This is a genomic window from Aggregatibacter kilianii, assembly GCF_003130255.1.
GTDB classification, from domain to species: domain Bacteria; phylum Pseudomonadota; class Gammaproteobacteria; order Enterobacterales; family Pasteurellaceae; genus Aggregatibacter; species Aggregatibacter kilianii.
The window spans coordinates 768,237-793,286 of record NZ_NRCN01000001.1 but is presented as its reverse complement, the minus strand read 5'-3'; the positions used below and the strand labels follow the sequence as shown (position 1 = coordinate 793,286).

At 40.5% G+C, this 25,050-nt stretch carries 13 protein-coding genes; 1 reads left to right on the top strand and 12 read right to left on the bottom strand.

Features of this window, described 5'->3' with window-relative positions; all coding sequences use genetic code 11:
* Positions 1-115 precede the first annotated feature (115 nt).
* The 12 genes from DK428_RS03510 to DK428_RS03455 form a co-directional block, all read right to left on the bottom strand.
* Positions 116-466, bottom strand: coding sequence for a hypothetical protein (locus tag DK428_RS03510; RefSeq protein WP_109064681.1), 351 nt, complete (start codon positions 464-466; stop codon positions 116-118).
* Entirely contained in the window at positions 467-12,508 is a 12,042-nt protein-coding gene (locus DK428_RS03505; protein WP_109064682.1) for a two-partner secretion domain-containing protein, read from the bottom strand.
* Between the two features lie 69 nt (positions 12,509-12,577).
* Positions 12,578-14,341: a ShlB/FhaC/HecB family hemolysin secretion/activation protein gene (locus DK428_RS03500; protein ID WP_109064683.1), complete on the bottom strand. Its 1,764-nt coding sequence runs from the start codon at positions 14,339-14,341 to the stop codon at positions 12,578-12,580.
* Positions 14,342-14,933: 592 nt separating this feature from the next.
* Entirely contained in the window at positions 14,934-15,638 is a 705-nt protein-coding gene (locus DK428_RS03495) for a DUF6882 domain-containing protein (RefSeq protein WP_109064684.1), read from the bottom strand.
* A 223-nt stretch (positions 15,639-15,861) separates the two neighbouring features.
* Positions 15,862-16,716 (bottom strand): Dam family site-specific DNA-(adenine-N6)-methyltransferase, encoded by an 855-nt coding sequence (locus DK428_RS03490; protein WP_109064685.1) that lies wholly within the window; start codon positions 16,714-16,716, stop codon positions 15,862-15,864.
* 5 nt (positions 16,717-16,721) lie between these two features.
* Entirely contained in the window at positions 16,722-17,810 is a 1,089-nt protein-coding gene (gene aroB / locus DK428_RS03485; protein ID WP_109064686.1) for a 3-dehydroquinate synthase, read from the bottom strand.
* Positions 17,811-17,831: 21 nt separating this feature from the next.
* Positions 17,832-18,359 carry a shikimate kinase AroK gene (aroK, locus tag DK428_RS03480; protein WP_109064687.1) on the bottom strand — a complete coding sequence of 176 codons (528 nt, stop codon included), beginning with the start codon at positions 18,357-18,359 and terminating at the stop codon, positions 17,832-17,834.
* Positions 18,360-18,574: 215 nt separating this feature from the next.
* A complete protein-coding gene (locus DK428_RS03475; protein ID WP_109090066.1) occupies positions 18,575-19,999 on the bottom strand; it encodes a type IV pilus secretin PilQ in 1,425 nt (474 codons plus the stop codon).
* A 9-nt stretch (positions 20,000-20,008) separates the two neighbouring features.
* The gene (locus DK428_RS03470) at positions 20,009-20,404 is read right to left on the bottom strand and encodes a competence protein ComD (protein ID WP_109064689.1); all 396 of its coding nucleotides are present in this window, start codon (positions 20,402-20,404) and stop codon (positions 20,009-20,011) included.
* Positions 20,404-20,937, bottom strand: coding sequence for a competence protein (locus DK428_RS03465; protein WP_109064690.1), 534 nt, complete (start codon positions 20,935-20,937; stop codon positions 20,404-20,406). The genes DK428_RS03470 and DK428_RS03465 overlap by 1 nt, the downstream gene beginning before the upstream one ends.
* A complete protein-coding gene (locus tag DK428_RS03460) occupies positions 20,934-21,452 on the bottom strand; it encodes a PilN domain-containing protein (RefSeq protein ID WP_109064691.1) in 519 nt (172 codons plus the stop codon). Before DK428_RS03460 ends, DK428_RS03465 begins: the two co-directional genes overlap by 4 nt.
* 13 nt (positions 21,453-21,465) lie before the next feature.
* Positions 21,466-22,269 (bottom strand): type IV pilus biogenesis protein PilM, encoded by an 804-nt coding sequence (locus DK428_RS03455; protein WP_165819761.1) that lies wholly within the window; start codon positions 22,267-22,269, stop codon positions 21,466-21,468.
* Between the two features lie 128 nt (positions 22,270-22,397).
* On the opposite strand from DK428_RS03455, the gene DK428_RS03450 reads away from it, so the two are divergent.
* A complete protein-coding gene (locus DK428_RS03450) occupies positions 22,398-24,959 on the top strand; it encodes a penicillin-binding protein 1A (protein ID WP_109064692.1) in 2,562 nt (853 codons plus the stop codon).
* Positions 24,960-25,050 lie beyond the last annotated feature (91 nt).

Here is a 25,050-nt window from a genome sequence, read left to right as displayed (position 1 = left end):
TTTCAAATTATGTGTCACACAGATATTTCATAAATTAGTATTTAGGTGGAACTAAAGGTTCACACTTGAATAAACAAAAATATAAAACTTGCGAGGTTTCTCCCGACTTTACTAGTTATGAAATTTCATCTTTTAAAATATCATCCATACAAGACTGAATATCATAGATAAATTGTGTTTTTGCTTCTCCTTTCTCATTGAGCGTTAAAATAAACTTTCGCCAATCACCACCTGTATGATTTTGCATTTCATCATGTAATTGCTGACATAAATCCATGATTCTATCTTCATCCTGTTCAGCTAATGTTATATATACAACTTTCCCTTGGAGCGTAGTTCCTAGTTTTGTTCCAACCCAATCCTCTTCAGGATTAAATTTATATTCATATTCTAACGAATCAAACTTTTCAGGTACTGAAAAAAATATTGAACAGATTTCATTTAATAAATCAAATTGCTTTTGCATTTATTTACCTCCACCATACTGGTTTTTAAATACATTAACATATCTATACTTACTGCCTTCTACCCCAATCGTAACTCTCAGTTTATCTGGTCTTGGTGAGTTAGGTGCTGAACGCTCGAATTTAATTACAACATCAACTGCTTTACCTTTATCTACAGCTTTTTTTACGATATTTTCAAAATATACTTTATAAGCTGAATTATTAAAGTTTCCATTTTGTGGAAATAAATTATAGCGGTCACATGTTCCACCATATCTACAAGCTTGAATATGCCCTCCAACATCACCAATTTCCCCCAAGTAGCCTATCGCTGTTTGCTGTGATGTTCTTGGCATCTTTTCATCTATTGGCTTAAAGGAAATTTCTTCAACATAACCGTAATCATTAGTTTTAAATTTTGTACCGTTACTTAATTCATAACGTGTATTTACATCTAAATTATTTACTATTTTATGTGCCTCACTATTTTTTATTCTAGTTTCATCAAAATCAACTTTAATAGTCTTTGTTTGAGAACCATTTAATGTTGGATCTAGTGCTTTTGGTTGATCTAACGTTTCAAAACGACGTTCTCCTGTTTGAATAACTGTTTTTGTTTCTCCATTTTCTGTAAATGTATAGGCTTTATACCCATTTATTTTACCAGCTTCCTTTGCCTCTTTAGGAATACCAATATAGCATTCATTATGCACCCAAACCCCATCAGAATCACTATTAGTTCCTTTAATAAAGTAAGTATGATCATTTTCAACCGTCAAGTTATATGCACTCAACTTCTCAGCTTTGATGCTCACTCCTTTGACTGTCTGCCAATGATTATTTTCTGACAATAGCTTATAACCAGATTTCAGATTTTGTGCATCTACCCACTGAGCATTTTGAATTTCACCTTTATAGAAATGCCCTTCCGAACTTGGCACTAATTCACCTTGACTTACTTGTGTAAAGAATGGGTGAATTTTGTTTGAAATAATCGTTTGCTGTTTTCCTTGCTCATTCATTACCTCAACATACACGGTAGAATCGTATAGATTATTATAATGCGCCTGCACACGCTGATAACTCATCCGTCCTGTCTGTTCATTTTTTGCATAAACTTTATCACCAACTTTAATAGACTGAATTGGCTTATAACCTTGCTCGGTTTTTACCTCCATATCTCCACGGAAAGAACAAGTTTTAAAATGTTCTGTTGCTTTAGCTGCATCTCCCCCACCTCGCACTCGATTTGGATTAGGAATACTGTAGTTAGCTAAATTCCCATCTTTATCAACTGGAATAGCGCCTAAAACTTGGTTTCCTGGAACAGGACCAGGAATAGCAATTTCTTTATCTGAAGGATACGGTGATTTAGCTCCTAATACTTTATTTACATCAACGCCATTTTCAGGTCTTCTAATGATATAAGCATGCCCATCACCCATTATATTTGTCGCATAATTAGCGGCAACATCACATGAAGTTGATGTACACACATATTTGCTTGGAGGAGAAGTGTTATCTACTGCATGCTTATAAATATCTTCCCCCTTTCCCCTAGGATTGAACCCTTTGTCAAAAGCATCTTCAGGTCGTTTATTAGTACCTCTATACACGACCTCAGGATAATCAGAATCACCAATCTTTCCACGTTGATAGTTATCCATGCCTGTTGATGGATAATCAACATTATTATGATTAAGGTTAACACCTGGATGAGTACGTCTTGATTTTTCTACGTTTTTTGATGCCACTATAACATTATCAACCGTATTGTTGACTTTAGTACCACTGGCTTTAGTATTATTGGCTAAAATACTACCTGATTTATTTGATAATCTTACGGCATTTGCTTTACTTTGCGTATTATTTACTGATTGGACAACATCTGTTGCATTACCTACCTTATTCGTAGCTTTAACACTATTAACTGAAACATCAGCAACGGCTCTATTTGATAGGTCTGTAATATTTGTTGCATTACCTATTTTATTTGTGGCTTTAGCTACATTTATACCAGAGGAACTACGTTGAATAGTTTTACTAAATATTGCCGCCCCACCTAAAGCTGCATCAGAAAGAGAATCTGCTATTCTAGCTGTTTCTGGAGACATCCCTAATTTTTGTAACCCCTTAACAGTATAGGTATCATTTTGCTCAGAGGGATGTTTACCGTAATTGGTAAATCCAGTTACTACATTGTCTAGACCTTTTGCTGCTGCTGCAATTCCAAGCCCACATCCTAAACCTGCAGAGGCAAAACATTCAATTACACCACCAGTAACTTCTGTTCCTCCAGAAATCACCTGAATTGCAGGTCTAAGTTTTCTGTCATCACGATCTTTCTCCGCAGATGTATAACCTGTCACAGTGATGTGATGCTTTCTATCAATATCCACTACCGAACGATAATTAGCAAAATCGTTACGTTCAGGATAGTTAGTATCATATATTTTTCCTTTAGGGACGCCTCGAGACACTGTAACTTGCGGTTTTTCAGCCAAGATACCTTGTGCCATTTTAAGATCATGTTCAGCCAAACCTCGTAGTGTTTGTAACATCTTACCTTCTTCAGAATAAGTCCATTCTGGATGTTTAGTTTGTTCTTCAATGTAGTAATATCTTGCTTCTTTCAGCATTCCAATATAGAACTTACATTGCTCAGCACTTACTTTACAAGCATCTCTAATCGCAAGACTATGTCTAGTACTTTCTGCACCCATTTCTCGAAGTAAGCGGTTTTTAGCTTCTGGATACTTTTTAATTTTTTGTAATTGCGCTAAATAATGCTCTCCTCTTGCTTTAAAGACCGCATTATTCTCCACAGCATTTTTCGCAATATTTCCGCTAATATCACTATTTTTAGATATAGCGTAAGTATCTCCGCCTTTAGCTGCGGATGTAATACCACCTATAGCCTTGCCAATTACACCACTTAATGCAATAACACGCTGCTTTTCAGATGAAGTTAACTCATTTGGCGCTTTGTCATAAAGCACTTTAGCAATCTGTGGTGCCACTAATTCAGCGCCACTTGCAGATAAAGCACCTGCTGTACCGCTTCCCCCAAGCGCATTACTTTCCACTGCACCCCATAGTGCATGGGCAGCAATGTTAGTGACTTTATTCACTTTACCTGTCTGTTCATCTGTTGTTGCATTTTTAATTGCTTGGTTAACGTAAGGTGAAGCTGCAGTCACCGCAATACCTTGTGCTGATTGCCCAGTTAATGCGGCTACGCCAGCTGATGTAATTGCATCCAGAGCACGACGATATTTACCTTCATTACCCCATTCTTCAGATTCTTTAAGAAGCGTTATTAATTTCTCATCAACTTTAGCTAATGCAACTTCATCATTGCGTTTAACCAATTCCTCTCTTTCTGCTTGTAATGCCGCCATTTCTTTTATTGCTGCGTTCTGTTGATTTGCCATGTATGTATTTACTGCATCACGAATATGGTCTGCAGCGGCAGAAATTTGGCGTTGTTCGCTCAATTGCTGTTTCACATCTTTTGGTGCATTCACTTGACTATTAGCTTGATTAATATCTGTATTAATGCCCAAAGCTTGTGCTGTGGTTTGAGTTGGTTCACTATCTTTATTTAAGGTAATTTTTCCTTCACTTAAGGTTGCTCGAGTAACTGAATTATCTGAATCAGATTCATTTATCGGCAATCCACCACCAAAGCTTGTAGAATTAACCTTAGACCCTTTTCCTTTTGCATTAGCACTAACCGAACCACTCATAGCGTTACTACTACTTTCGTTTTGAATATCTGCAAAAGTAAAGCTATTGGTTTTAAGTTCATTTGCTTGTGAATTAGTACCGGTAATGGCACCACCATTTAAGTGAACATTTTTAGCATCAACGTGATAACCGCCTTCTTCGGCAAAAATCCCTGCTTGTTCATTTACTTGTTTACGATGACTTTCACCTTTTTCACTATTGCCATAACCACCTACACTCCAGTTATTACCAAAACCAAATTCGACTTCAAGACCACCGCCTGAAGATTTAGTTTTGAAGTGCTCTTCATCTTGTAAACTTTCAATATTGAGATTACCACCAACATTGGCATTCACTGTTTTACCTTTAACTTGACTGCCAATAATATTAGTATCACCTTGGCTATTAAGAGTCACAGTTTCTGCATTTAGTTGGCTACTCTGATAAGTCTTACTTTCCCCATCTTCTTTGCCCGAGCTTCCACCAACTCTTGCGTAAATGCCTACGCCAGTTTGCGCCCCAACTGTTGCAGCAACACCAACCTCAACCCCCATACTAGAGTTTCGACCTTTAAACTGGGTATGATTCTCACCAGCTTTAATATTCAACTCATTGCCAGTTAACGTAATTCGGCTATCTTCAAGGCGTTTGCCTGTTTCATCTCGAGATGTAAGCTCGGCATGTGTTAAGTTGATATTACCTAACTTACGCTCACCTTTTTCATTCAAACTACCGTCGCCACGTGCGACAAGGTTAATCTCTTTCGCATTGATTCGGCTACCTTGACTAATATCTGATAACCCTTCTTGGCTTTGACGGCTATGAGCAATACCGCTACCAGATTCCGCTCTAAAGAGATATGTACCCGATTTTGGATCTTTTAGTTTGCTAATAGAGTTATATAAATTATAGCCCTGCGCAGCAATACTCATAGCATTTGCCGCTTTCAAGCGATCAGATGCTTTATCATTTTTTACGGCGCCTTCAATAGTATTAATTAAGTCGATTATCGGTGATTTAATTCGGCTAAATTGTCCAATTTTTAAATCGCTTTCACTATAACTATTCTCTTGATGATTAAGTGCATTATTAATAGTGATATTTTGTGCATTAATATCCACTTTCTCTTTCGCCAACACTTCACTTGCTGTTTGTTGGTAATCTTTACCTGCATATACCTCAACTTTGTTATTAAGGCTGGCTAGTTGGCTTCCGTCATGACTTACTTTAGTCCCATCTTGATTCATACGTGTACGATTATAGCCAAAGAATCTCTCTGTATCAGAGATGACAGCCTCTCCTACACCATGACCTTTACGAACTTGCAGGCTATTATCTGTCGTTTCGGCAGTCATCAACTTAACATTACCTTCATTAGCTTGAAGTCTGTTTTTACCTCCCGAAACAAACGTTGTACCTTTTAAAGTAACATCACCTTTCTCTGCGATGGTTGTACTGTTACCAGCAATAGAAATTTGGCTTCCAACCTCTTGGCTAAGACGAGTATCTCCATTTTCTCGCTGCGTGTGTCCTCCGACGACATATTTTGCTAATCCATCAATGCCCACTCCTCTTTGTCTAGAGGATGCTTGCTGAGATTGTTCGTGTACAGCTACTCCGAAATCAACATTTTGAGCCGCAATAAATTGCGCATCACCTTCAGCGCTGATACGACTACCTTGTGCACGAATATCTCCTTCTCGAGCTTGAATATTAAGCTTTCCTCCAGACTCAAGTGCGGTTGTTTTTGCCAGTGATTTTTGATTGTATTTATGTGATTCACTCCGATTGTGATTAGCATAAGGCTGAAGACCGCGCATCATTGATTCTGCTGAATCTACAACAGCATCTGATGCGGCCGTAGATTTACCAATAATGGATTTTGTTCCTCCTTGGGCTTCTTTTTGACGATAATTTTCTTTTGCTCTCGCTACAGGATCGTATACAAAACCCATTCCAATACCGGTTGATTTTTGGCTCTGATGACGTTCACTATTATGCTGCTCATTCACCGCATTCAAGTTCACATTTTTACCCTCAAGCACCATATCGCCACCCGAGGCCAAACGGGAGCCATTCACATTGATATTATCCTTCGCATTAAGCACTAAGGCACCGTTCTCTGCCACGAGTTGACTACCTATTACGTTCTCGTCATAACCTGTCATGTCTCGATTTGATTTATTGCGTTGATAACCAATTTGTGCAGTTCCATGAGAGAAAGAAGCACTTAAACCAGATCTTTTATGCTTATTCCACTTAATTTGTTCGTGACTATTTGTCACTGTTCCTACATCAAGTTCACCACCGGCTAAAGCTGTTATTGTCTGTGTCGCATTAGCCTGGGTTGCCTTCATACTCACATTGCGTCCAGCTGTCACCTCTATTTGCTCACCTTTTAGCTGAGCCACTTCATGAGCATTAAGTTTGTCATATGAATAACGCTCAGAAGAACGGGAAGATATGAGATTACGTTTTTTGGTTTTTGCATATTCCTCTAGACTTGCTGTTTTACCCGCTGCATCTAATACCAAATCATTTTCTGCGACTAATGCTAAACGTTTTTCAGATTCAAGCTTACCGCCATTAGCATGAATATCTTTGGCTTGTAATTGTACATCGCCACCACCTTTTACCGTTGAAGCGACCACATCCTGTAAATTTGCATTACGATAAGCATTAGAGTTCCCTAATTTCTCATCATACCCCACAGAAAGTGCGGTCAAATTTAAGTTATTTTTAGCATCAAGTAAGGTAAGCCCTTTACCATCATTACGCACTTCTGAGCCTTCAAGCGTCATGTTATTAGCACTTACGCTCAATAGGCCATTCTCACCTTTAACATGTAAAAGTGCTTTGCGATCAAGATTAGTTTCATGACGAGTTAAGCCATTAGCTTTAATATCGCTTGTTTGAGTGGTAGAACGATGATTAAAATCGCCTGCCACCTTCAATAACAAAGCCTTATCTGCTTCAAGTACACCACCGATATTATTGGCATTACCAGATACATTCGCACTCAATATCTCACTACTTAGAGTACCGCTATTTTTTAGGTTATCCACATCAATTTTGGCAATTTGTCTACCAGAAAGAGTTCCCTGGTTCTCAAACTCACTACCTTTTACATACAATTTCTCACCTGAAATCAATGTGCCAGTCCCGTTTAAATCACCTTTTTTCACCACGGCATATACTCGTGGAACTAATGCCTCCACCACTTTACCACTTGGTAGTGTTACCTTTTGTTTTTCTATCCATACAATATCAGAGGTCAGCTGAGCTACCTGTTCAGGTGTTAAGCTTACCCCTACAGTGAGATTAAATTTTTTCGCAAAGGTTAGTCCCGCATCCATTAAAGATTTATATTGCTCTTCAAAGGTCTGGTTATTCCCAGTAAAATGATGTCCAGTAAGACGATTCATTTGCTCACGTACAAGACGTTGCTCATAGTACCCATCTCCCAAACGCTTCATGGTAGCTTGCGGATTTATATGTAAAGAATTGAGGATATAATCCGAACTTAACCAGCGATTTTTATTTGTAAAATCAGAATCTGTTTCAACTAATACATGACTTTCTGCCGTCGGATTAATTTTATATAAACTTTGTGTTGGTAAACGGGTATCCGGTTGTATAGTACGAACTTCCAACTGATTATTAAACTGACTTTCAATTGTTTGCAAAGTCGGTGATTTACGGATCGCCTGCGTATCTATTTTACGAGTATCAATTGTGCCTAATACACTACTTTCTACTCCATTTCCTAGTTTAACTTTATGGGCACTTTGATCTTGGTAAAATGGATTATCTACTGTTTTATTTGCCTGAGATAATTCTGTAAAAATATTCATATCAAAGGTTGTATTTGTCTCACGGCGTTTGATTACGTCATTAAAACTTTCACCGTACCAACGCCAACCTTTTCTGTGACCACGCCATCTTGGTTCTACCCAACTAGCAGTACCGTAAATTTGATGAGACACCGTACCTTTCTCATCTAAATTTTTCAGTTCACCCTGTGCTTTATGAATAAGCCCACCAGATATTATGGTGCTCTTATCATTTTCTAAATAGCTATTACCTAGATCAATATCAGTGCCAGCAAGAATTTGTCCTGGCAATGATTTAGTCACGACACTTTTTGCCACTTTTTCTTCTGTTACATTCATAACCCAGCGTTCACGATAATGTCCTGGTAACAAGTCGTTGTTCGCCTTAATACGTTGGTTTAATTCTGTAAAAGAATCAGCATGCTTGTTCGCCCAGTCAGTATATTCCTTAATTGCTTTATTATAATTAGCAACATCTTGTTTATAAGCCTCAATCTCTATATCATACTGACGCAAAGCTTCTTCATGTCGGGCTTTAAGCCCTGGAAACTCAGAGTATCGCATCGGCAGTTTTCCTGGTTTACTAGGCTCTTTTCTTATCGTTGGTAAATTTTCAAGAGATGGTGCGTTTTGAGGCGCTTTAAGACCAAAACGTTCCCACACGCCATAATCCGTACCATAGAGAGTTGTTGGATAAATATAACAAAGCGATGGATCTACAGTTGAACATACCTTTTGATTTGCTAAAGGAATATAACCAACTTTCAACTCATCATTGTCTAATTTACGATGAAGTAATGTTTTCCAGACGAGATCATATACGCCCGGCTCATTTTTATCTGAGAGAACTCGCTGTTCGAAACGATCGCTTTTGACTTGTCCACCGGTATTAAAATCAATACCATTCGTCCCGATCATGACATATTGAATATTCTGTTTTTTCCCTTCTTCAGGAACCTCAATCTTTTCAGTGACAAAATGTTCATTTGTGTTAAAAGTTTTCTTAACACCACTTAGACCAATTCCGCCCTCAGCTTCAATGATACCGCTCTTATTACGTAAAACGTCAGCTTTCCCTTCAGCTTGATCCTGGGTATTTAAACGTTCGCCAAATTCAATATTCCCCCCACTGTAAAGAGTTGAACCACCTTTTTTGTCTTTCTCATAAAAAGCGGTACTATTAACGATTTCTTTTCCAGTAAGAGAAAGGCGATGACGAGCAGCAATAGTTGCCGACTTCACTTCACCGGCTATATTTTTCCCATCATGATTTTCAATTTTATCGGCTTGAAGTGCCACATGGTCACCATAAATACGCCCACTTCCTACATTATCAATATGGGTTGCTTTTAATACCGTTTTACTGTCGTTATTTTCTGTAAAAGAATTTATTAGCCCTTGGTTAGTAATCTTTCCACTTGCAGTAATGCGAGTTTCTGCACTGCTTAATCGTCCAGCTTCTTGGTTATCTACATTTTGAGCTGAAATAGTGAGACGTTTACCGGCTGAGAGTTTATTGCTATTAATTACACTACCTGAAGTCTCAATATTCAATTCAGTAGCCGCATTGATATCATTCGTAGAGTGAAAATCACTTTGTAGACCTAAATGTAATTTATCAGCTTCTAGATGTCCCTTTCCTGTTAATGATAACGAGTGCGTATGAATATCTAATGCATGGCTTGCTTGTAATCGTCCAAAGTCATTATCAATTGACAAATTAGAGCCAGAAATCTCTGTATCCTTCCAACTTAAAACTTCACCTTTTTGATTGTTTAAAGTACCGTTAATATGGAGTTTCGCTTTATCTTCTACATAAATCCCCCCTTCTACGTTATCAATATCTTGGGCATTTAAAAGTAATGTTTTCGCTGCAATTCCTTGTTGAATCGCTCCATTTGATTTATCAACTGTACCTTGATTATCAATCTTCTTCGCGTCAATCGTCAGTTTATTAGCCTGAATAAATGAACCATCTTTACCTGTTTTATTATTCAGAATTGTTGGAACAGTTAAAGCCAACTGTTGTGCAACTTGAGTAACTCCACCACGATTATCTAATTTTTCCGCCTGGAGCGTCATATCCCCTAAGCTAATTACTTTTCCATTATTTTGATTATCTAATTGGTTACTGACTTGAATCTGGCCAAGGTTTTGAGCATAAAGTACCCCTGAATTATTATTGATATCTTCTGCTTTAATAAAAGTTTTGGTACCTTTAATAATGCCCTGAGTATTATTAAGCATTGAAGCCACATTCAATGACAAACTTTCTGCAGAAAGTAGCTCACCTTGCCCACTATTATCAATTTGGTTAGCGCGGATCTGGCTATCTACTCCGCTAATACGACCTTGACGATTATCAATATCTTTCTGAACACTAACTTTTTGATGTGTTTGAGAAGAAACAATCCCATTGTGATTGTTTAATTGAGTTGCTTGGATAGATTGTTTCTCACCTGAAACAATATTCCCATCTTGATTTATTAATGTAGTACTTGAAATTTGCTGCTCACCACGACTCAGCACTTTTCCTTTTTGATTATCCAAAAGACCAGTGTTAATAATCGCACTCTTACCACTTTGAATTAAGCCATTACGATTAACGATGTTCTGGCTTGAAAGTGTCACGTTCTCGTCCGAAGCGATTACACCATCTGTAGAATCAAGTTGTTTAGTATCTAATTGAAGTGCTTTTCCACTTAACAGCGTTCCTTTGCTATTATTCACATTATTCGCTTCAATAAGCATGCGACCTTTAGTACTTATTCCGCCATCTTGATTATTTAACGTATTAGTATGAATCGTCAAATCATCACTACCACGTTGCGTCCAATGCCCACCTTTATTATCAAGTTCAGATTGAGATGTCTTAATAGTCTCAGCGCTTAACTCACTACCTTGTGTAGAAAGTAATCCTGACGATGAAAGAGAAAGTCCATTTGTCGCATAAACATTCGCTTGATTAAGTTGAATATCTCGTTGATCTGAAGATAAGGAAACATTATATCCCGTTGCTTGGCTTCCATCTAAATTTAACACGCCACCTTGTACTGCAATATGACCTGATGCAACCTGTTTCCCATGCATCGTGACACTATTATGGCCTTTTAAGGTAATACCACTTCCTTCAACATGAGCGGCATCTAAAGTACGAACAACTTTACCTTTATCTTCTGTAATATTCACACCAGCAGCAATAAATGCCGTTTTATCTGCGACAATTGATTTTGCATCATAGTCTACCCGACCTTTTGCAACAGTTTCACCTTTTTGACGAACAACATCGCCTTTTAAAGAAACATTCCCTTTACGGGCAATCACTGAACCATCTTGTGTAATGCTCTTAGCATTTAAATCAATCTGGCCTTGTTTAGATTCAATTTTGCCTGTATTAGTCGCAACAGCTGTATGGAGATGAATATTATCAACCCCATTAATCACGCCCTCATTGACAATCTTACCTTGACTATCAATCTTCACACTGCCCGCAGATGCACCAATATGGCCCGCATTGCGTACACCAAGACCTTGGCCATTATCCACTAAATGGATTTTTTCAGCATACATCCCACCCAATTGGCTCACATCGACACTGTAGCTTTGGTTTTCGTCTTGCGCGTCAGAAGTGTGGTCAGTTTTATCTGTATTTTTATCGCCAACATAAACCACTGAATCATTGGTGCGGTCAACGTTGTTTTTTCCAGTAGTCACTTTTACTTGTTTAGCCCATACGCCACCTTTGATTTCTGCTTTTTCCGCAATGATGTCAGTATAATCAGCTTTAGAGGTATCCATACCTTTTTGACCAACAGTCACTTTTCCGCCTCTTACGCGATAGCCTTTCAACTCACCATTTTCCACTTCCGCTTTACCGGTTGTCAGCGTTGTACGTCCAGCATTAATCACACCACAGCCATCACATTGAATACCATTTGGGTTGGCAATTACGACATCTGCTTTTTGGCCTGCAACTTCTAGATAACCTTTTAAATGGCTTGGGTTAGTTGAGTTTACTTCATTCAGAATCACTTTTGCTTCACCGTGAGCAAGATTCGGGTTACCTTGCACCCAACCCGCCATTTGCGTTTGTGTAGCTTGGCGTGCGTTGTTAAGAATCGCCCCTTTTTCAGCCACATCAAATTGTGAATACTGGTTACGTGATACCCCACCTGCACTTGGTGTTTGAATATTTACTTGCGGTAAACCATTCGCTGTTTGGAGTACAGTTGGTTGTTGATTATTCGGCGCAGATTTATCGGCTCTAATTGCCATATCTTCTGCATGAGCAGAAGGCGATAAGAAGACAAAGCCTAATGCTAACATTAAGCTAAAATGAATAGGATTAAGTGAAAGTGCGGTTGAAAATAGCCCTGTTTTTTCTTGTTCTGCGCTCACATTTTCACTTTGTGCTTTACCTTGAGATTTTGCCAGCTCAGATACTACGACAAGCTGGTTTAATACACGGCTAAAAATAACTTTATAGTGACGTTTATTCATTTTTTAATTTCCTTTAAATTTTAAATTCGGTTTGGGTTTAATCAATTTATTCATCTAAAAGCGTGAGCATTAAAAACGGTAGCTCACATTAAATCCGGTTGTCACATGACTGGTTTTAAATCCTTCCGGCTTTTTAATCGGAGTACCCACAAAATAATCATAATTTAATCCCCATAAATTACCGCGAAGCCCAACAACACCACCTATCAATGTATTACTAATATTCATTTCTTTTTGACTGGAATTAACTCTACCTTGGTCAATCCCTAAATAAAGCTCATGTCCCTTATTGGCGATATTCCAACCGAGCTCATTTCGCCATAACCAACCTTTTTCACCGGAAAGTGATAGCTCGCCATCAAATCCACGTACGGTATAACGACCACCAATACTAAATTTATCTTGTTGTGTTAAAGGTGTACCATTCCATTGTCCATTCAACGCTGTATTAAAACGGAAAGGTTGATTGCCAATAGTGAAAGGATAGGTAAAATCAACACCTGCAGTAAAAATTTGCATACGGGAAGTTCCTTCGCCAAACTCTTCTTCTGGAGCTGGTAAGGCATTATTACCCCCCGTACCACGTTTATAGTTCGCAAACAGTTGTAACACTGTTTCACCAATGTATTGGGTGTGATTAAGTCCCACTTCCCAACCCGCTGTACGACGACGTTGTACTTCTACCTCTGTGTCATTAATATAGTTATGTGATTTTTTCGTCCATAACGCTGCATTAACATAGGTTTTATGAAGACTTCCACGAGATAATAAGCGACTTAAATTCGCTTTCATTTGTTGGCTTTCACCGGAATACTCATAGGATTCAAAGGCACCGGCAACGGTTTGGTGATAGGTATAACGGGAGCCGGAAAGCGTCAGTAAATAGTTTTTCCACGGAATTGAATAATACAAACTCAGATTTTGGCTACCATAATCACCGTCGGCTGCATCGCTATGGCGTTTAAAACTACGGGTGCCACTAATATAAAACATATCGTTTAAATGAAACGGATTATCCAAAGAAAAAGTCGCGGAGCCCTGCATGCGACCAGTGGCTTTGGAACCCGAATCATCCACCCCTAAGGTTAAATGAAAGGGTATTTGTTGTTTATATGTTACCACTACATCCGTTTCTCCCATGGCTTCGCCCGGCTGAAGTTCAATATTAGCATCCGCCGTTGGTACTCGTTTGAGGTTTTCTAATCCTTGCTCAATGTCGCGTATATTCAATAAATCTCCTTGCGCCATCGGCATAGAAAACCAGAGCATACCTCTCGTTGCAAATGGAGTGACACTTTGATCTCGTAATTGGATGTGTCCAACTTTACCGGGAATTACCGTCAGTTTCAGTATGCCCGTACGCAAATCCTGTGGTTCGGCAACCACACGTGTAGTCACATAACCCTGCTCAATCAAGCGATTTTGAATTCGGCGTAATAGCACGTTAATTCCTTGCGCACCAACACAAGCAGGCAAAGCAAAATCGCCCTCAGAATAGACCGCACTTTTTGCCCAGGAAAATTGGCTTGGGGAAAATGGTATGGATTCTGAAACTGTATGTTGATAATCGGTTAGAACAAGCTGATGAATGGGAAAGCATTGCGCTTCATTTGCGGGGAAAGCGGTCGATTGGGTTTTTTCCGCTTCAAGACGCACATTCGGGGCTTGTACTTGTTGAGATTGAATAGCGGAATTTAATTCGGATTGCTGTTGTTGCTGACGAGTGGTAATTTGTTTTTCTGTCGCACTAGGTTCATAGTTAGGGTTTGCATAAAGCGATAATGGGAGGCTTAGGCTAAACCCAAAGGTCAATAAAGAAAATAGATGTTTCATAAAATAAAAGTTCTATACTACACAATGTGTTATTTGAAATTGAGGGATATATCATTAACAAAATAAACTAAAAAATCAATATTTATGACAACATTTATGAACGATTTTCTAAAAATGCTATTCTTTATATCACTACAAGGTATCCGTAATTGATTGACCTTATTCAAATATCTAAATGAAGGGCCGTGTCAAACTATTTATCTATCAAAGATACACATTTAAAATGTTTTTGATTTAAGCGGATTTTGGCTGTGCTCGGTTTAAGTTGTTGTAAATAAGTGTATTTATAATGGGTAAGGTAAGGCTAAATACATCTTATGTGCAAAATTTTATTGATAAAGCAGGCTAATGCTTTGGGTTTTCTATCGATGAAAATATGAATGAAAATCTTGTGTTGGAATGTAAATATAGTTATATGGAACCAAACGTTCTAACGAATATAAAATAAATAAGAAAGGGGCTGATGTAATATCAGCTCTTAGTTTTTTGGTAATATAAGGTCAGTGTATTTTTAACGTAAAAGTGCGGTCATTTTTTCGTGCGTTTTTTCGCTTTAAATATCGTAAAATTTGACCGCACTTTAAATGTGGAATTATCCTTTTAACTGAGTTAATCGGTCTTCTTCGTCAAAAATGCCGATAATTTCCTTTTCTCCACGGCGGGCGATTAAATGGGTTTCCGTATTTTCGATAATGCGATATTCCTTTGCTGTTACATAATTTTGGAGCACTTTTTTCTGTGCTTTAATTTCAAATAATGAAATGAATTGCGGATAAACAGACAAGATTTTCAAATGCGCCTCTTCCAAAGATGAAGCTTGGCGCAAACTGCGATCTTTCACTGTCACCAACAATGCGCCTGCGCCGAAGTTTCCTACATAATACCCGTCGGCCTCAAACATGCCCAATGCGACTAAGCCAAAACTATGCACATCATTCAAGGCTAATTCTCGACTTGCTTTTGTGAGTTCGTCAATTTTGTATTTTTTGCCGTAAGCGCGAAATTCCTTTGCCAGTTCCAACAACTTCGCAGGAATATTGGCGGCTTTATTCGCCCAACTCCAAAGCCAGGTTTTGTTTTCGAAAGAGAAAGACCCCAGCACCTGAACCGGGTAAGTGTATTGCTCGCCGAAGGTGATTTTTCCTGCTTTCAAATCCACGTTCCAATCTAAATTTTCCACCTGTTCGGCAAAATTAAGCTGTTTTTCAAACCCAAGAATCGCATAGTGATCATACAAACTTGAAAAACTTTTATAGCCGCTAAATTGGATCATGCCGAATAATTTTTTTAATAACACGAAGAGTTCTCCTTAAGAGTTAATAAAGTGCGGTGCATTTTTAAGTTGTTTTTGAATTCCGATGAAAACACCGCTTCAATTTGTCGTTATTTTATGTTTTCTTTAGTCAGATACAAGCGCGCGTGAGGAAATGCACGCTACTTTTAGCAACATATCATTCTCTATGCTCAAACTGATTGCGTTTGCCACTTTTAAACGGGGTAAAGTGCGGTCGATTTTCGGATTATTTTTTTGTTTTAAACAACGCAATTAATTCTTTCACCTTAATTCGCTTATGCGGCGATTGGCTGATAGAGCGTTGCACTTTTAGGCGACGGATTTTGGCGCCTTGGTAGATTTCGCGGGTGAAAGGGGTGTCGTGGTTGGAGATCAGCACTTGAATGTTGCGCTGTTCCGTGGTGTGTTTGGCAAGCGCGGCAAGTTCCTGTTGGTGATTGATGGAAAATAGCTTGCCGGAATAATTGGTAAAGTTGCTGTCTTGTGAGAGTGGGGCATAGGGTGGGTCGCAGTAGATGACGGAATTTTCATCTGCCATTTGAAAGGTTTGTTGAAAATCGGCGCAAATAAAGACCGCACTTTGCGCTTTAGCGGCAAAGAAACGTAATTCTTCTTCCGGGAAATAATGGGTTTTGTAATCACCGAAAGGCACGTTAAATTCGTTTTTAGAGTTGTAGCGACATAAGCCGTTAAAGCCGAAACGGTTTAAATACAGAAACAAGACGGAGCGTTGGAAAATATCCGTGCTTTGATTAAATTCATCCCGTTTGGTGTAGTAGTAGTTTTCCGTGTTGGCTTCAGGGTGAAAGAAAATCGGTTTGGCTGCCAAAATGTAGGCATCAACGTCTTGTTTTACGATGTTAAACAAATTGATTAAATCGGGGTTGATATCCGCCAGAATATAACGTTTGAAATTGCTGTTGAGAAATACCGCACCGGCTCCTACAAAAGGTTCTACCAAGCATTGTTTTCTTTTGGGCAATAATCGGTTGATCTCATCGGTGAGCCGAAATTTTCCCCCCGCCCATTTTAGGAAAGGGCGGCTTTTGGTTTTCACAACGGGTTTGGCGGGTTCAGGCATGTTGATTAGTCAAATTGGGAACAACAATGAATGGCGTCAACCACAAGATCTTGGTCTATTTCGGTGGCAACGTAGGCCTGTCCAAGGGCTTTTAGTAAGACAAAACGGAGTTTGCCGTTCAATACTTTTTTATCGCGCATCATAAGTGGCAAATAATCCTGTGCGGTCATGCCATCCGGTGAAACAGTAGGTAAATTGGCGCGTGCTAAGAGCTTTTCTAAACGCGCCACATCAGCCGGTGTTAAATCACCTAATTTTTCCGATAACACTGCGGCCATCATGCAACCTGCTGCTACCGCTTCACCGTGTAACCAGTTTCCATAACCTAGGTGGGTTTCAATGGCATGGCCGAAAGTGTGGCCGAGATTTAGTAAGGCGCGATCGCCTTTTTCCGTTTCATCTCGGGCGACAATATCGGCTTTTAGTTGGCAACAACGGGCAATACATTGTTTCAAGGCTGTTTGGTCTAACGCTACCAGTTCATCAATGTGTTGTTCCAGCCAGTCAAAGAAAGGTAAATCTAAAATTGCGCCGTATTTAATCACTTCCGCCAACCCGGCATTGACTTCCCGTTTCGGCAATGTGTTTAGGGTTAGCGTATCGATGATGACGGCCGTTGGTTGATAAAACGCACCGATCATATTTTTGCCGAGTTCATGGTTTACCGCAGTTTTGCCGCCGACGGAGGAATCCACCTGCGCCAATAAGGTCGTTGGGATTTGAATGAAGCGTACACCGCGTTGATAGCTTGCCGCCGCAAATCCGGCAACGTCACCGATCACGCCACCGCCTAGGGCGACAATAGTGGTATCGCGGCCGTGATTCGCTTTTAAAAGTGCGGTAAAAATGAGATTTAAAGAGTCGAGGGTTTTGTATTGCTCGCCATCGGGTAAGAGAACATATTCAACGATACAACCGATTTTTTCCAATGTTTCGGTAACGGTAGCCAAATAGTAGTGTGCAACGGTTGGATTGCTGACGATCATTACCTTATTGCCTTGTTTTAGTGGATAACAATCGGTATTTGTTAATAAACCTGCGCCGATATAAATCGGGTAGCGACGTTCTTTCAGTTCAACATTTACACACAGCATTTGATAGGCCTTTTACGTTATTTAACCGTTGTAGTTATCGATAAGATCAATAATTTGGGTTGCCATCACTTTAGCGCTTTGTTCATCTGTCGGGAGAGTAATGTCGGCCACTTCTTCGTAGAGTGGGTTGCGGATTTTTGCCAAGTCTTCCAACACTTGACGCGGATCTTCGGCATCTTGCAATAACGGGCGTTTTTTGTCCCGTTGGGTGCGTTGATATTGTTTTTCTACTGTGGTTTCCAAATACACGACAATGCCGCGTGCGGAGAGGTGATTGCGGCTTTCCTTAGATAAAATTGCGCCACCGCCGGTGGATAGCACAATACCTTGACGCTGGGTCAATTCGTTGATGATACGTTCTTCTCTTTTACGGAAACCGGCCTCGCCTTCAACATCGAAAATCCAGCCGATATCCGCACCGGCGCGTTCTTCAATTTCGGCGTCGGTATCAACGAAATCCATGCTTAATAATTGTGCTAACTGGCGACCTATAGTGCTTTTTCCTGCGCCCATTGGTCCCACCAAAAAAATATTACGTTTTTCTGCCATTGTTATCGTCTTAAACTTATATGGTCGGAAAGAATGTGATCTTTTATAAAATAAGAAACGACCGCAAATAATACAATGTGGCCGCATGAGAGTTTTTTTTTGAATAGAGTTGAAAAGATCACCCCAAAATTGTCGAGATTATCTCAATAAACGCCCCTCTTTTTCAACCTAAACAGGATATTTATTTCGCCTATTAATAGGAAATGCCAAATTAACTACGATTTTGTTGGATTTTTATGCGTGTTTTGTGTGGGGAGCATTTTAGTTTGCTGTGTTATGCCCTGTTCTTGTTTAAAGGATTCTAAGGTTTCTCCTTGGCGTAAAATATGCGGTGTGACGAAAATCACCAATTCCCGTTTTTGATGACGTTCGCTTTCTTTGCTAAACAAGTATTTTACGCCCGGAATGTCTCCCAACAAGGGCACTTTGTCCACGTTTTTAGTGATGGTATCGTGAAATACACCGCCCAACACGATGGTTTCTCCGTCTTTAGCAAAGACTTGGGTGTTGATTTCCTGTTTATCAATGGAGACGACTTCGCCCAAACCATGTGCTACCCGGCTACCGGGTGCATTTTGACTGACCACTAAATCCAACAGAATTTGTTTATCTTGTGAAATATGCGGTGTCACTTCCAAGCCTAACACGGCCTCACGAAATTCCACGCTTTGTGAGCCGCTTTTTTCATTCACCAAAATATACGGCAATTCCGTTCCTTGCTTGATGCTGGCGGCTTTTTTATTGGTTGTGAGCAATCGCGGGCTGGCAATAATTTCTACATTATTTTCCCGTTCAAGTGCGGTCAATTCTAAGTCCAAAAGTCGTCCGTTGATTTTCGCCACCTGCAGTGCGACGGATCCGGCAGGGGTGGTGGCTGTAGGAAAGTTGACGTTTAATTGGTTGGTGATATTGTCAAAGCCGTTACCCGCCAAACTTCCGCCGATACGATGTGCATTTTCGGTGGGGTTAAAAATGCCCCAGCGTACGCCCAATTCTTTTAGACTTTCGCCGTTCATGGTGACAATTCTGGCTTCAATGGCGATTTGTTCAATGGGCTTATCTAATTCTTTAATCAGCTTTTTCAGGTTAGCGATGGATTTCGGTTCGTCTTGAATTAACAACAAGTTACTGCGATCATCAAAAGTGAGGCTACCGTTTGGGGAAAGTAACGAACCGCTACCGCCGGTGAGTGATTTCATCACTTCCGAGGCTTTAGCAAAATTCAATTTAATGGTAGCGGTGGTGAGTCGCGTCGGTTCTTCCGTCATCACGGCAGGAAGGATAAAGGATTCGTCCATTTTGGTGGCAAATTTAGCGGAAGTATCGAGTTTGCTTAAATAATAAATCCCATTTTCCTGCCACAAATCCAACTGCTTAATTTTAGCAACGGAGCGAAACAGCTGATCTAAATCCACATTTTCCAGTTGGAGCGAAACCGTGCCTTGCAATTCATCATCAATAATCAAATTGACATTTTGCGCCAACGCCAATTGTTGCAGAGTGAGTACCAAGGGCGCTTGTTTCAGCCGAATGGAAAATACCTGATTTTGTTCCGCATGAACGGAAAGGCTCATGGCAAAACTCAAAAAACAACTGAAAAACAGACCGCACTTTACGCGGTAGAGCAGAGGTAATTTCATAAGGATTCCTTAAAACTTAAGCTGAAATGGGGTGGTCGCTTTGCAATGGGGATCATTGTCCCAACGTAAAAAATCGATGTGTTGTTTGCCGATTTTTTCAATTTGAATGTGTTCTGCCGCGATAACATCCCCCGCTTTGGCGAGGCTGACTTGATTCTCGGAAAATAACATGAGCTGCCAATCGGTTTTATGTTGTAGCACGCCGATGACTTGAATTTGTGCAAATGCGGTTTGCGGAAAAATCGTTGAATGTGTGGGGTGACACGCTTGGCTTGGCGCGCGGTCTTGTTTTTCCGCAGATGTTTGGGGGATAGCCTGACGGCGGGCTTTATCAAAGGGATCATTGGCGATGCCCGTATGACTTAATATCAGTCCCATCAGTAACCATAAAATTCGTCTTAACATTAGTTTTCCTTGGTATTTAATTGCAATAACAGTTCGCTGGAAATGGTGTTGCCGTTGTTTTGTCCGCTGAGTTTTTGAATTTGCCATTCCACCAATTCCAGTTCGTCGTTAGCGTTTAAAAGTGCGGTCAAAAATTGGCGTAAATCGTTAAAATGTCCTTCTAGGTGTAGTGTCAGCAAGGGCTTTTGACGAAAGTCCCATTGGCTATGTTCAATATGTAATTGTTGGGCAAGTTGTTGTATTTGTTGGTTTATGGGGGGGAGTTTGCCCGCCAATTGCGGCGTGAGTAACTGCTTAGCTGCTTTTTCTTTCAGCGCCGCTAAGATTTTTTGTTGATGACTTAACGTTGCCTGCTGTGTTTGCTGTTGTGTCATGAGATGTTCTAATTGTGAGCGCTGTTGCCAATAATGTTTCGCGGGAAGATAGAGCAACAATGCACCTAGAGCGCATAGCAACGCCATTTGCTGTCGGGACGAAAGTTGGTACCAATGGTTTAACGCATTGGCTAGTGCGGTTTTATCAATCAATTTCATGGCTGTGCCTGCAATGTGAGATCAAACTGAAACCGCATTTCTTGTTGTTGCGGTTTAAATTCTGTGAGTTTCACCTCTCGAAACAAGGCTTGGTCACTGAGAAAGCGGTTAAGCCGGGAAAATTCCTCTTGGTTGACGCTGTGACCGGTAAGCGTTAAATGCTGTTCCGAGAGGGATAATGCAGATAATTCACCTTGTGTGAGTGGTAACTCAGCTAATTGATTTAACAGTGAAAAAACGATTTCCTTAGCAATGGGTTGAGATTCCTTGTCGCTGTTTTGATGATCTCTTGCCTGCTGAATGTGTTGCTGTGTAAGTTGTAGCTCACGTTGCAACGCACGGTGTTCCAGTTGCAATTTTTCCGCTTGTTCTGCATGCTGTTCGGCGACATGATGTAGTGCCAGCCACCCGCCGGTGCAAATTACCGCCCCTACGGCAAGTGTTGTGAATAACGCCTTGGTTTGTTGGCGGCGTTGTTGAACCCGCCACGGCAGTAAATTAATGTCTTTTTTCATTCGTAAGTCCGCACTAAGAAAACGAACGAAAAAGTTCATCATCTTCTTTATGTATTTCTTGTTGCCATAAGGCATTGCCGAGCGCAATTAGCGGCAAATGGGTTTCCACCGGGCGCCAATGTTTTGGGACCACAGAATCATTTCGGACCATTTGATAATAGAAAAGCTGTTCCGGCTGTTCGTCATAACGTTGGCAATATTGCGCTAAAAGTGCGGTCAAATTTTTATCCGTTTGGAATAGGGTTTGGGTTTGCTGCAATTTATGTTGCACCGCCAATGCACCTAGTGCGTCCTGATATAACAACACAGCATTTGCCGGGAACGGTTTGCCCAGTACATATTCCGTTGCACGCAATATCGCCTTGGCGGTGTTGTCCAACACGTCAATTTGTAAAGGCGCAAATTGATGCAAATAATCTTTCGCGATTTGTTGTCTAATGGCAAAAATCTCTAGCCGAAAACCTTGTTTTAACGGCGTGGCGGCGTAGTCATACCAAATTTCATTAATGGGAATCGGTAGCTCGTTGGTTAAGGTGAAATGACATTGTTGTTCACATTCCGCCGGCGTGAGATTGTGCGGCAGAATTAACGTTTTCTGCCAAATTTGGTGCGGCATGATGGACGTTATGTATTTATACGACGCACTTCTGCGTAAATAATTTGAGTGGCGAGTTAAGGCGCCGGGTAAATCCAACAGGTCCACGTCATCGAGATGTAAACATTGTGCTTGGTTTTGTTTATCGAACCACACGATATCCACATTTTGGTTGTGATACCACAAGCCGATTTGAATAGAAGGTGTATGTTTTATGAACATAATTTTTATCCTAATTTACAATATTTCCGATAGTTTTCGCTTTTGATTTGATTGAGTAATCTTTATACTTACAAGCTAACTCTATTTTTAATTCCCTTAATTACCTTTAAGTAAGTGAGAAATTTTCGATGCGGATCGCAAAATTAATATTAAGTACCCTGTTAACCTTATTTATTTTGGGGTGCATTGCCATGGGGGTAGTGTATATCCAACTCAAATCCGACCTGCCCGATGTGGAAAGTTTGAAAACCGTAGAATTACAGCAGCCAATGCAAATTTATACGTCAGATGGCAAATTAATTGGTGAAGTGGGCGAACAGCGTCGTATCCCGGTGAAGTTGGAAAATATTCCTAAGAAATTGATTCAAGCCGTGTTGGCAACGGAAGATAGCCGTTTTTATGAGCACCATGGTCTCGACCCGATTGGGATCGCCCGTGCATTGATGGTGACGATTAACAAAGGTGGTGCATCCCAAGGGGCGAGTACCATTACGCAACAATTGGCACGTAATTTCTTTTTAACGCCGGAAAAAACGTTGATTCGTAAAGCGAAAGAAGCCATTTTGGCGATTGAAATTGAAAACGCGTTAAACAAACAAGAAATTTTAGAGCTGTATTTAAATAAAATTTATCTTGGCTACCGTTCTTACGGCGTGGCCGCAGCGGCAAAAACCTATTTTGGCAAAGAATTAAACCAATTAACCTTATCTGAGATAGCCGTCATTGCCGGCTTGCCAAAAGCGCCTTCCACGATGAACCCGCTATTCTCACCAAAACGTGCATTAGAACGTCGTAATGTCGTATTAGCCCGTATGTTGGATCAGAAATACATTACCAAAGAAGAATATGATGCAGCGCTTAAAGAGCCTATTGTCGCCAGTTATCACGGTGCGCAAATGGATTTCCGCGCAGATTATGTTACGGAAATGGTACGTCAGGAGATGGTGAAACGCTTTGGTGAGGAAAATGCCTATACCAAAGGCTATAAAGTGTATACCACCGTGCTTTCTAAAGATCAGGAAACCGCACAAAAAGCGGTGCGTGACAATTTAATCGCTTACGATATGCGCCATGGTTATCGCGGTGGTGCGCCATTATGGAAAAAAGATGAAGCTCCTTGGGATAACGAAACTATTATTGGTTTCTTGAAAAAATTACCGAATTCCGAACCTTTTATTCCGGCGGGTGCTGTAGCGGTGAGTAAAAGTGGGGTAGAGTTATTATTAGCCTCCGGCGAAAAAATGACATTGCCAAGCAGCGCTATGCGTTGGACGGGACAAGCCAATCCGGTGAAAGTGGGTGAGCAAATTTGGATTCGTAAAAATGACAAAGGCGAATGGGTTTTAGGACAGATCCCTCAAGCCAACTCCGCTTTGGTGTCATTAAATAGTGATAACGGTGCCATTGAAGCGATTGTAGGCGGTTTTAGTTTTGAACAAAGTAAATTTAATCGAGCCACTCAATCTTTGGTGCAAGTCGGCTCCTCCATTAAACCGTTTATTTATGCGGCAGCCTTAGAAAAAGGCTTAACCCTATCCAGCGTGCTACAAGATACGCCGATCATATTGAAAAAACCGGGACAAAAAGAATGGCGTCCGAAAAACTCGCCAGATCGTTACGATGGTCCGTTACGTTTACGCGTGGGATTAGGTCAATCAAAAAATATGATTGCGATTCGTTCCATGCAAATGGCCGGTGTGGATTTCGTAGCGGATTTCCTACAACGTTTCGGCTTCAAACGGGATCAATATTTTGCCAGTGAGGCCTTAGCGCTTGGCGCCGCCTCTTTCACACCGCTTGAAATGGCGCGTGCCTATGCGGTGTTTGATAACGGCGGTTATTTAATCGATCCTTATATTATCAATAAGATCTTAGATAATGCCGGGAAAGAAATTTTTGTGGCAAACCCAAAACTGGCTTGCCCAAGTTGTGATAACGTTCCGGTAATTTACGGCGAAACAGAAAAATTAGACGGCTTTAAAAATACCGATTTAACGCCGGCTGACGAGTTTGCCAAAACCGATGATTCTACCAACGGTGAAGAAACCGACCAAGGCGAAAGCGTGCCGGATATTCCGGAATTACAGCCGAGAGTGGATGCCGTAAAAGAAGATAATCCAAATCTTATGGCAGATGCGAAAACCAATTCTTCCGAAACTCAATATGCACCTCGTGTAATTAGTGGTGAGTTGGCGTTCTTGATCCGTAGCGCATTAAACACCGCTATTTATGGTGAACAAGGCCTTGGTTGGAAGGGAACCAGTTGGCGTATGGCAAATGAGATCAAGCGTAAAGACATTGGCGGTAAAACCGGTACAACCAATAACTCCAAGGTGGCGTGGTATGCCGGCTTTGGCGCGAATTTAACCACAGCCGTTTATATTGGTTTCGATGATAATAAATTCAGTTTAGGTAGTGGTGAAGCCGGTGCAAAAAGTGCAATGCCAGCGTGGATTAGCTACATGAAAACCATCTTAAAAGATACGCCTGAACGTGAATTGCCAACGCCGGCGAATATCGTTGAAAAACATATTGACTTGCGTTCCGGTCTATTGGCCAACGGCGGACGGGTGGAATACTTTATCAAGGGCACCGAACCGACCCGTGCTTATGTAGAAGAACGCGGCTATTATGTGCCAAGTGAGTTATTGGACGGTTCAACAGGCGGACAACCGGAAGAATTATTCTAGTCCGATTCATTACCACTAGGCCCGGCAAGCGTCGGGCTTAGTCTTTTTCCGCTAAAAGTGCGGTGCTTTTTACCAACGTTTTTTTAAGACT

What these genes read in the sequence shown, in the direction of transcription:
- DK428_RS03470 (WP_109064689.1), bottom strand. Translation starts at nt 20,404, where the DNA reads ATGTTAAGACGAATTTTATGGTTACTGATGGGACTGATATTAAGTCAT.
- DK428_RS03505 (WP_109064682.1), bottom strand. Translation starts at nt 12,508, where the DNA reads ATGAATAAACGTCACTATAAAGTTATTTTTAGCCGTGTATTAAACCAG.
- DK428_RS03500 (WP_109064683.1), bottom strand. Translation starts at nt 14,341, where the DNA reads ATGAAACATCTATTTTCTTTATTGACCTTTGGGTTTAGCCTAAGCCTC.
- DK428_RS03490 (WP_109064685.1), bottom strand. Translation starts at nt 16,716, where the DNA reads ATGCCTGAACCCGCCAAACCCGTTGTGAAAACCAAAAGCCGCCCTTTC.
- DK428_RS03450 (WP_109064692.1), top strand. Translation starts at nt 22,398, where the DNA reads ATGCGGATCGCAAAATTAATATTAAGTACCCTGTTAACCTTATTTATT.
- DK428_RS03460 (WP_109064691.1), bottom strand. Translation starts at nt 21,452, where the DNA reads ATGAAAAAAGACATTAATTTACTGCCGTGGCGGGTTCAACAACGCCGC.
- DK428_RS03455 (WP_165819761.1), bottom strand. Translation starts at nt 22,269, where the DNA reads ATGTTCATAAAACATACACCTTCTATTCAAATCGGCTTGTGGTATCAC.
- aroK (WP_109064687.1), bottom strand. Translation starts at nt 18,359, where the DNA reads ATGGCAGAAAAACGTAATATTTTTTTGGTGGGACCAATGGGCGCAGGA.
- DK428_RS03465 (WP_109064690.1), bottom strand. Translation starts at nt 20,937, where the DNA reads ATGAAATTGATTGATAAAACCGCACTAGCCAATGCGTTAAACCATTGG.
- aroB (WP_109064686.1), bottom strand. Translation starts at nt 17,810, where the DNA reads ATGCTGTGTGTAAATGTTGAACTGAAAGAACGTCGCTACCCGATTTAT.
- DK428_RS03475 (WP_109090066.1), bottom strand. Translation starts at nt 19,999, where the DNA reads ATGAAATTACCTCTGCTCTACCGCGTAAAGTGCGGTCTGTTTTTCAGT.
- DK428_RS03510 (WP_109064681.1), bottom strand. Translation starts at nt 466, where the DNA reads ATGCAAAAGCAATTTGATTTATTAAATGAAATCTGTTCAATATTTTTT.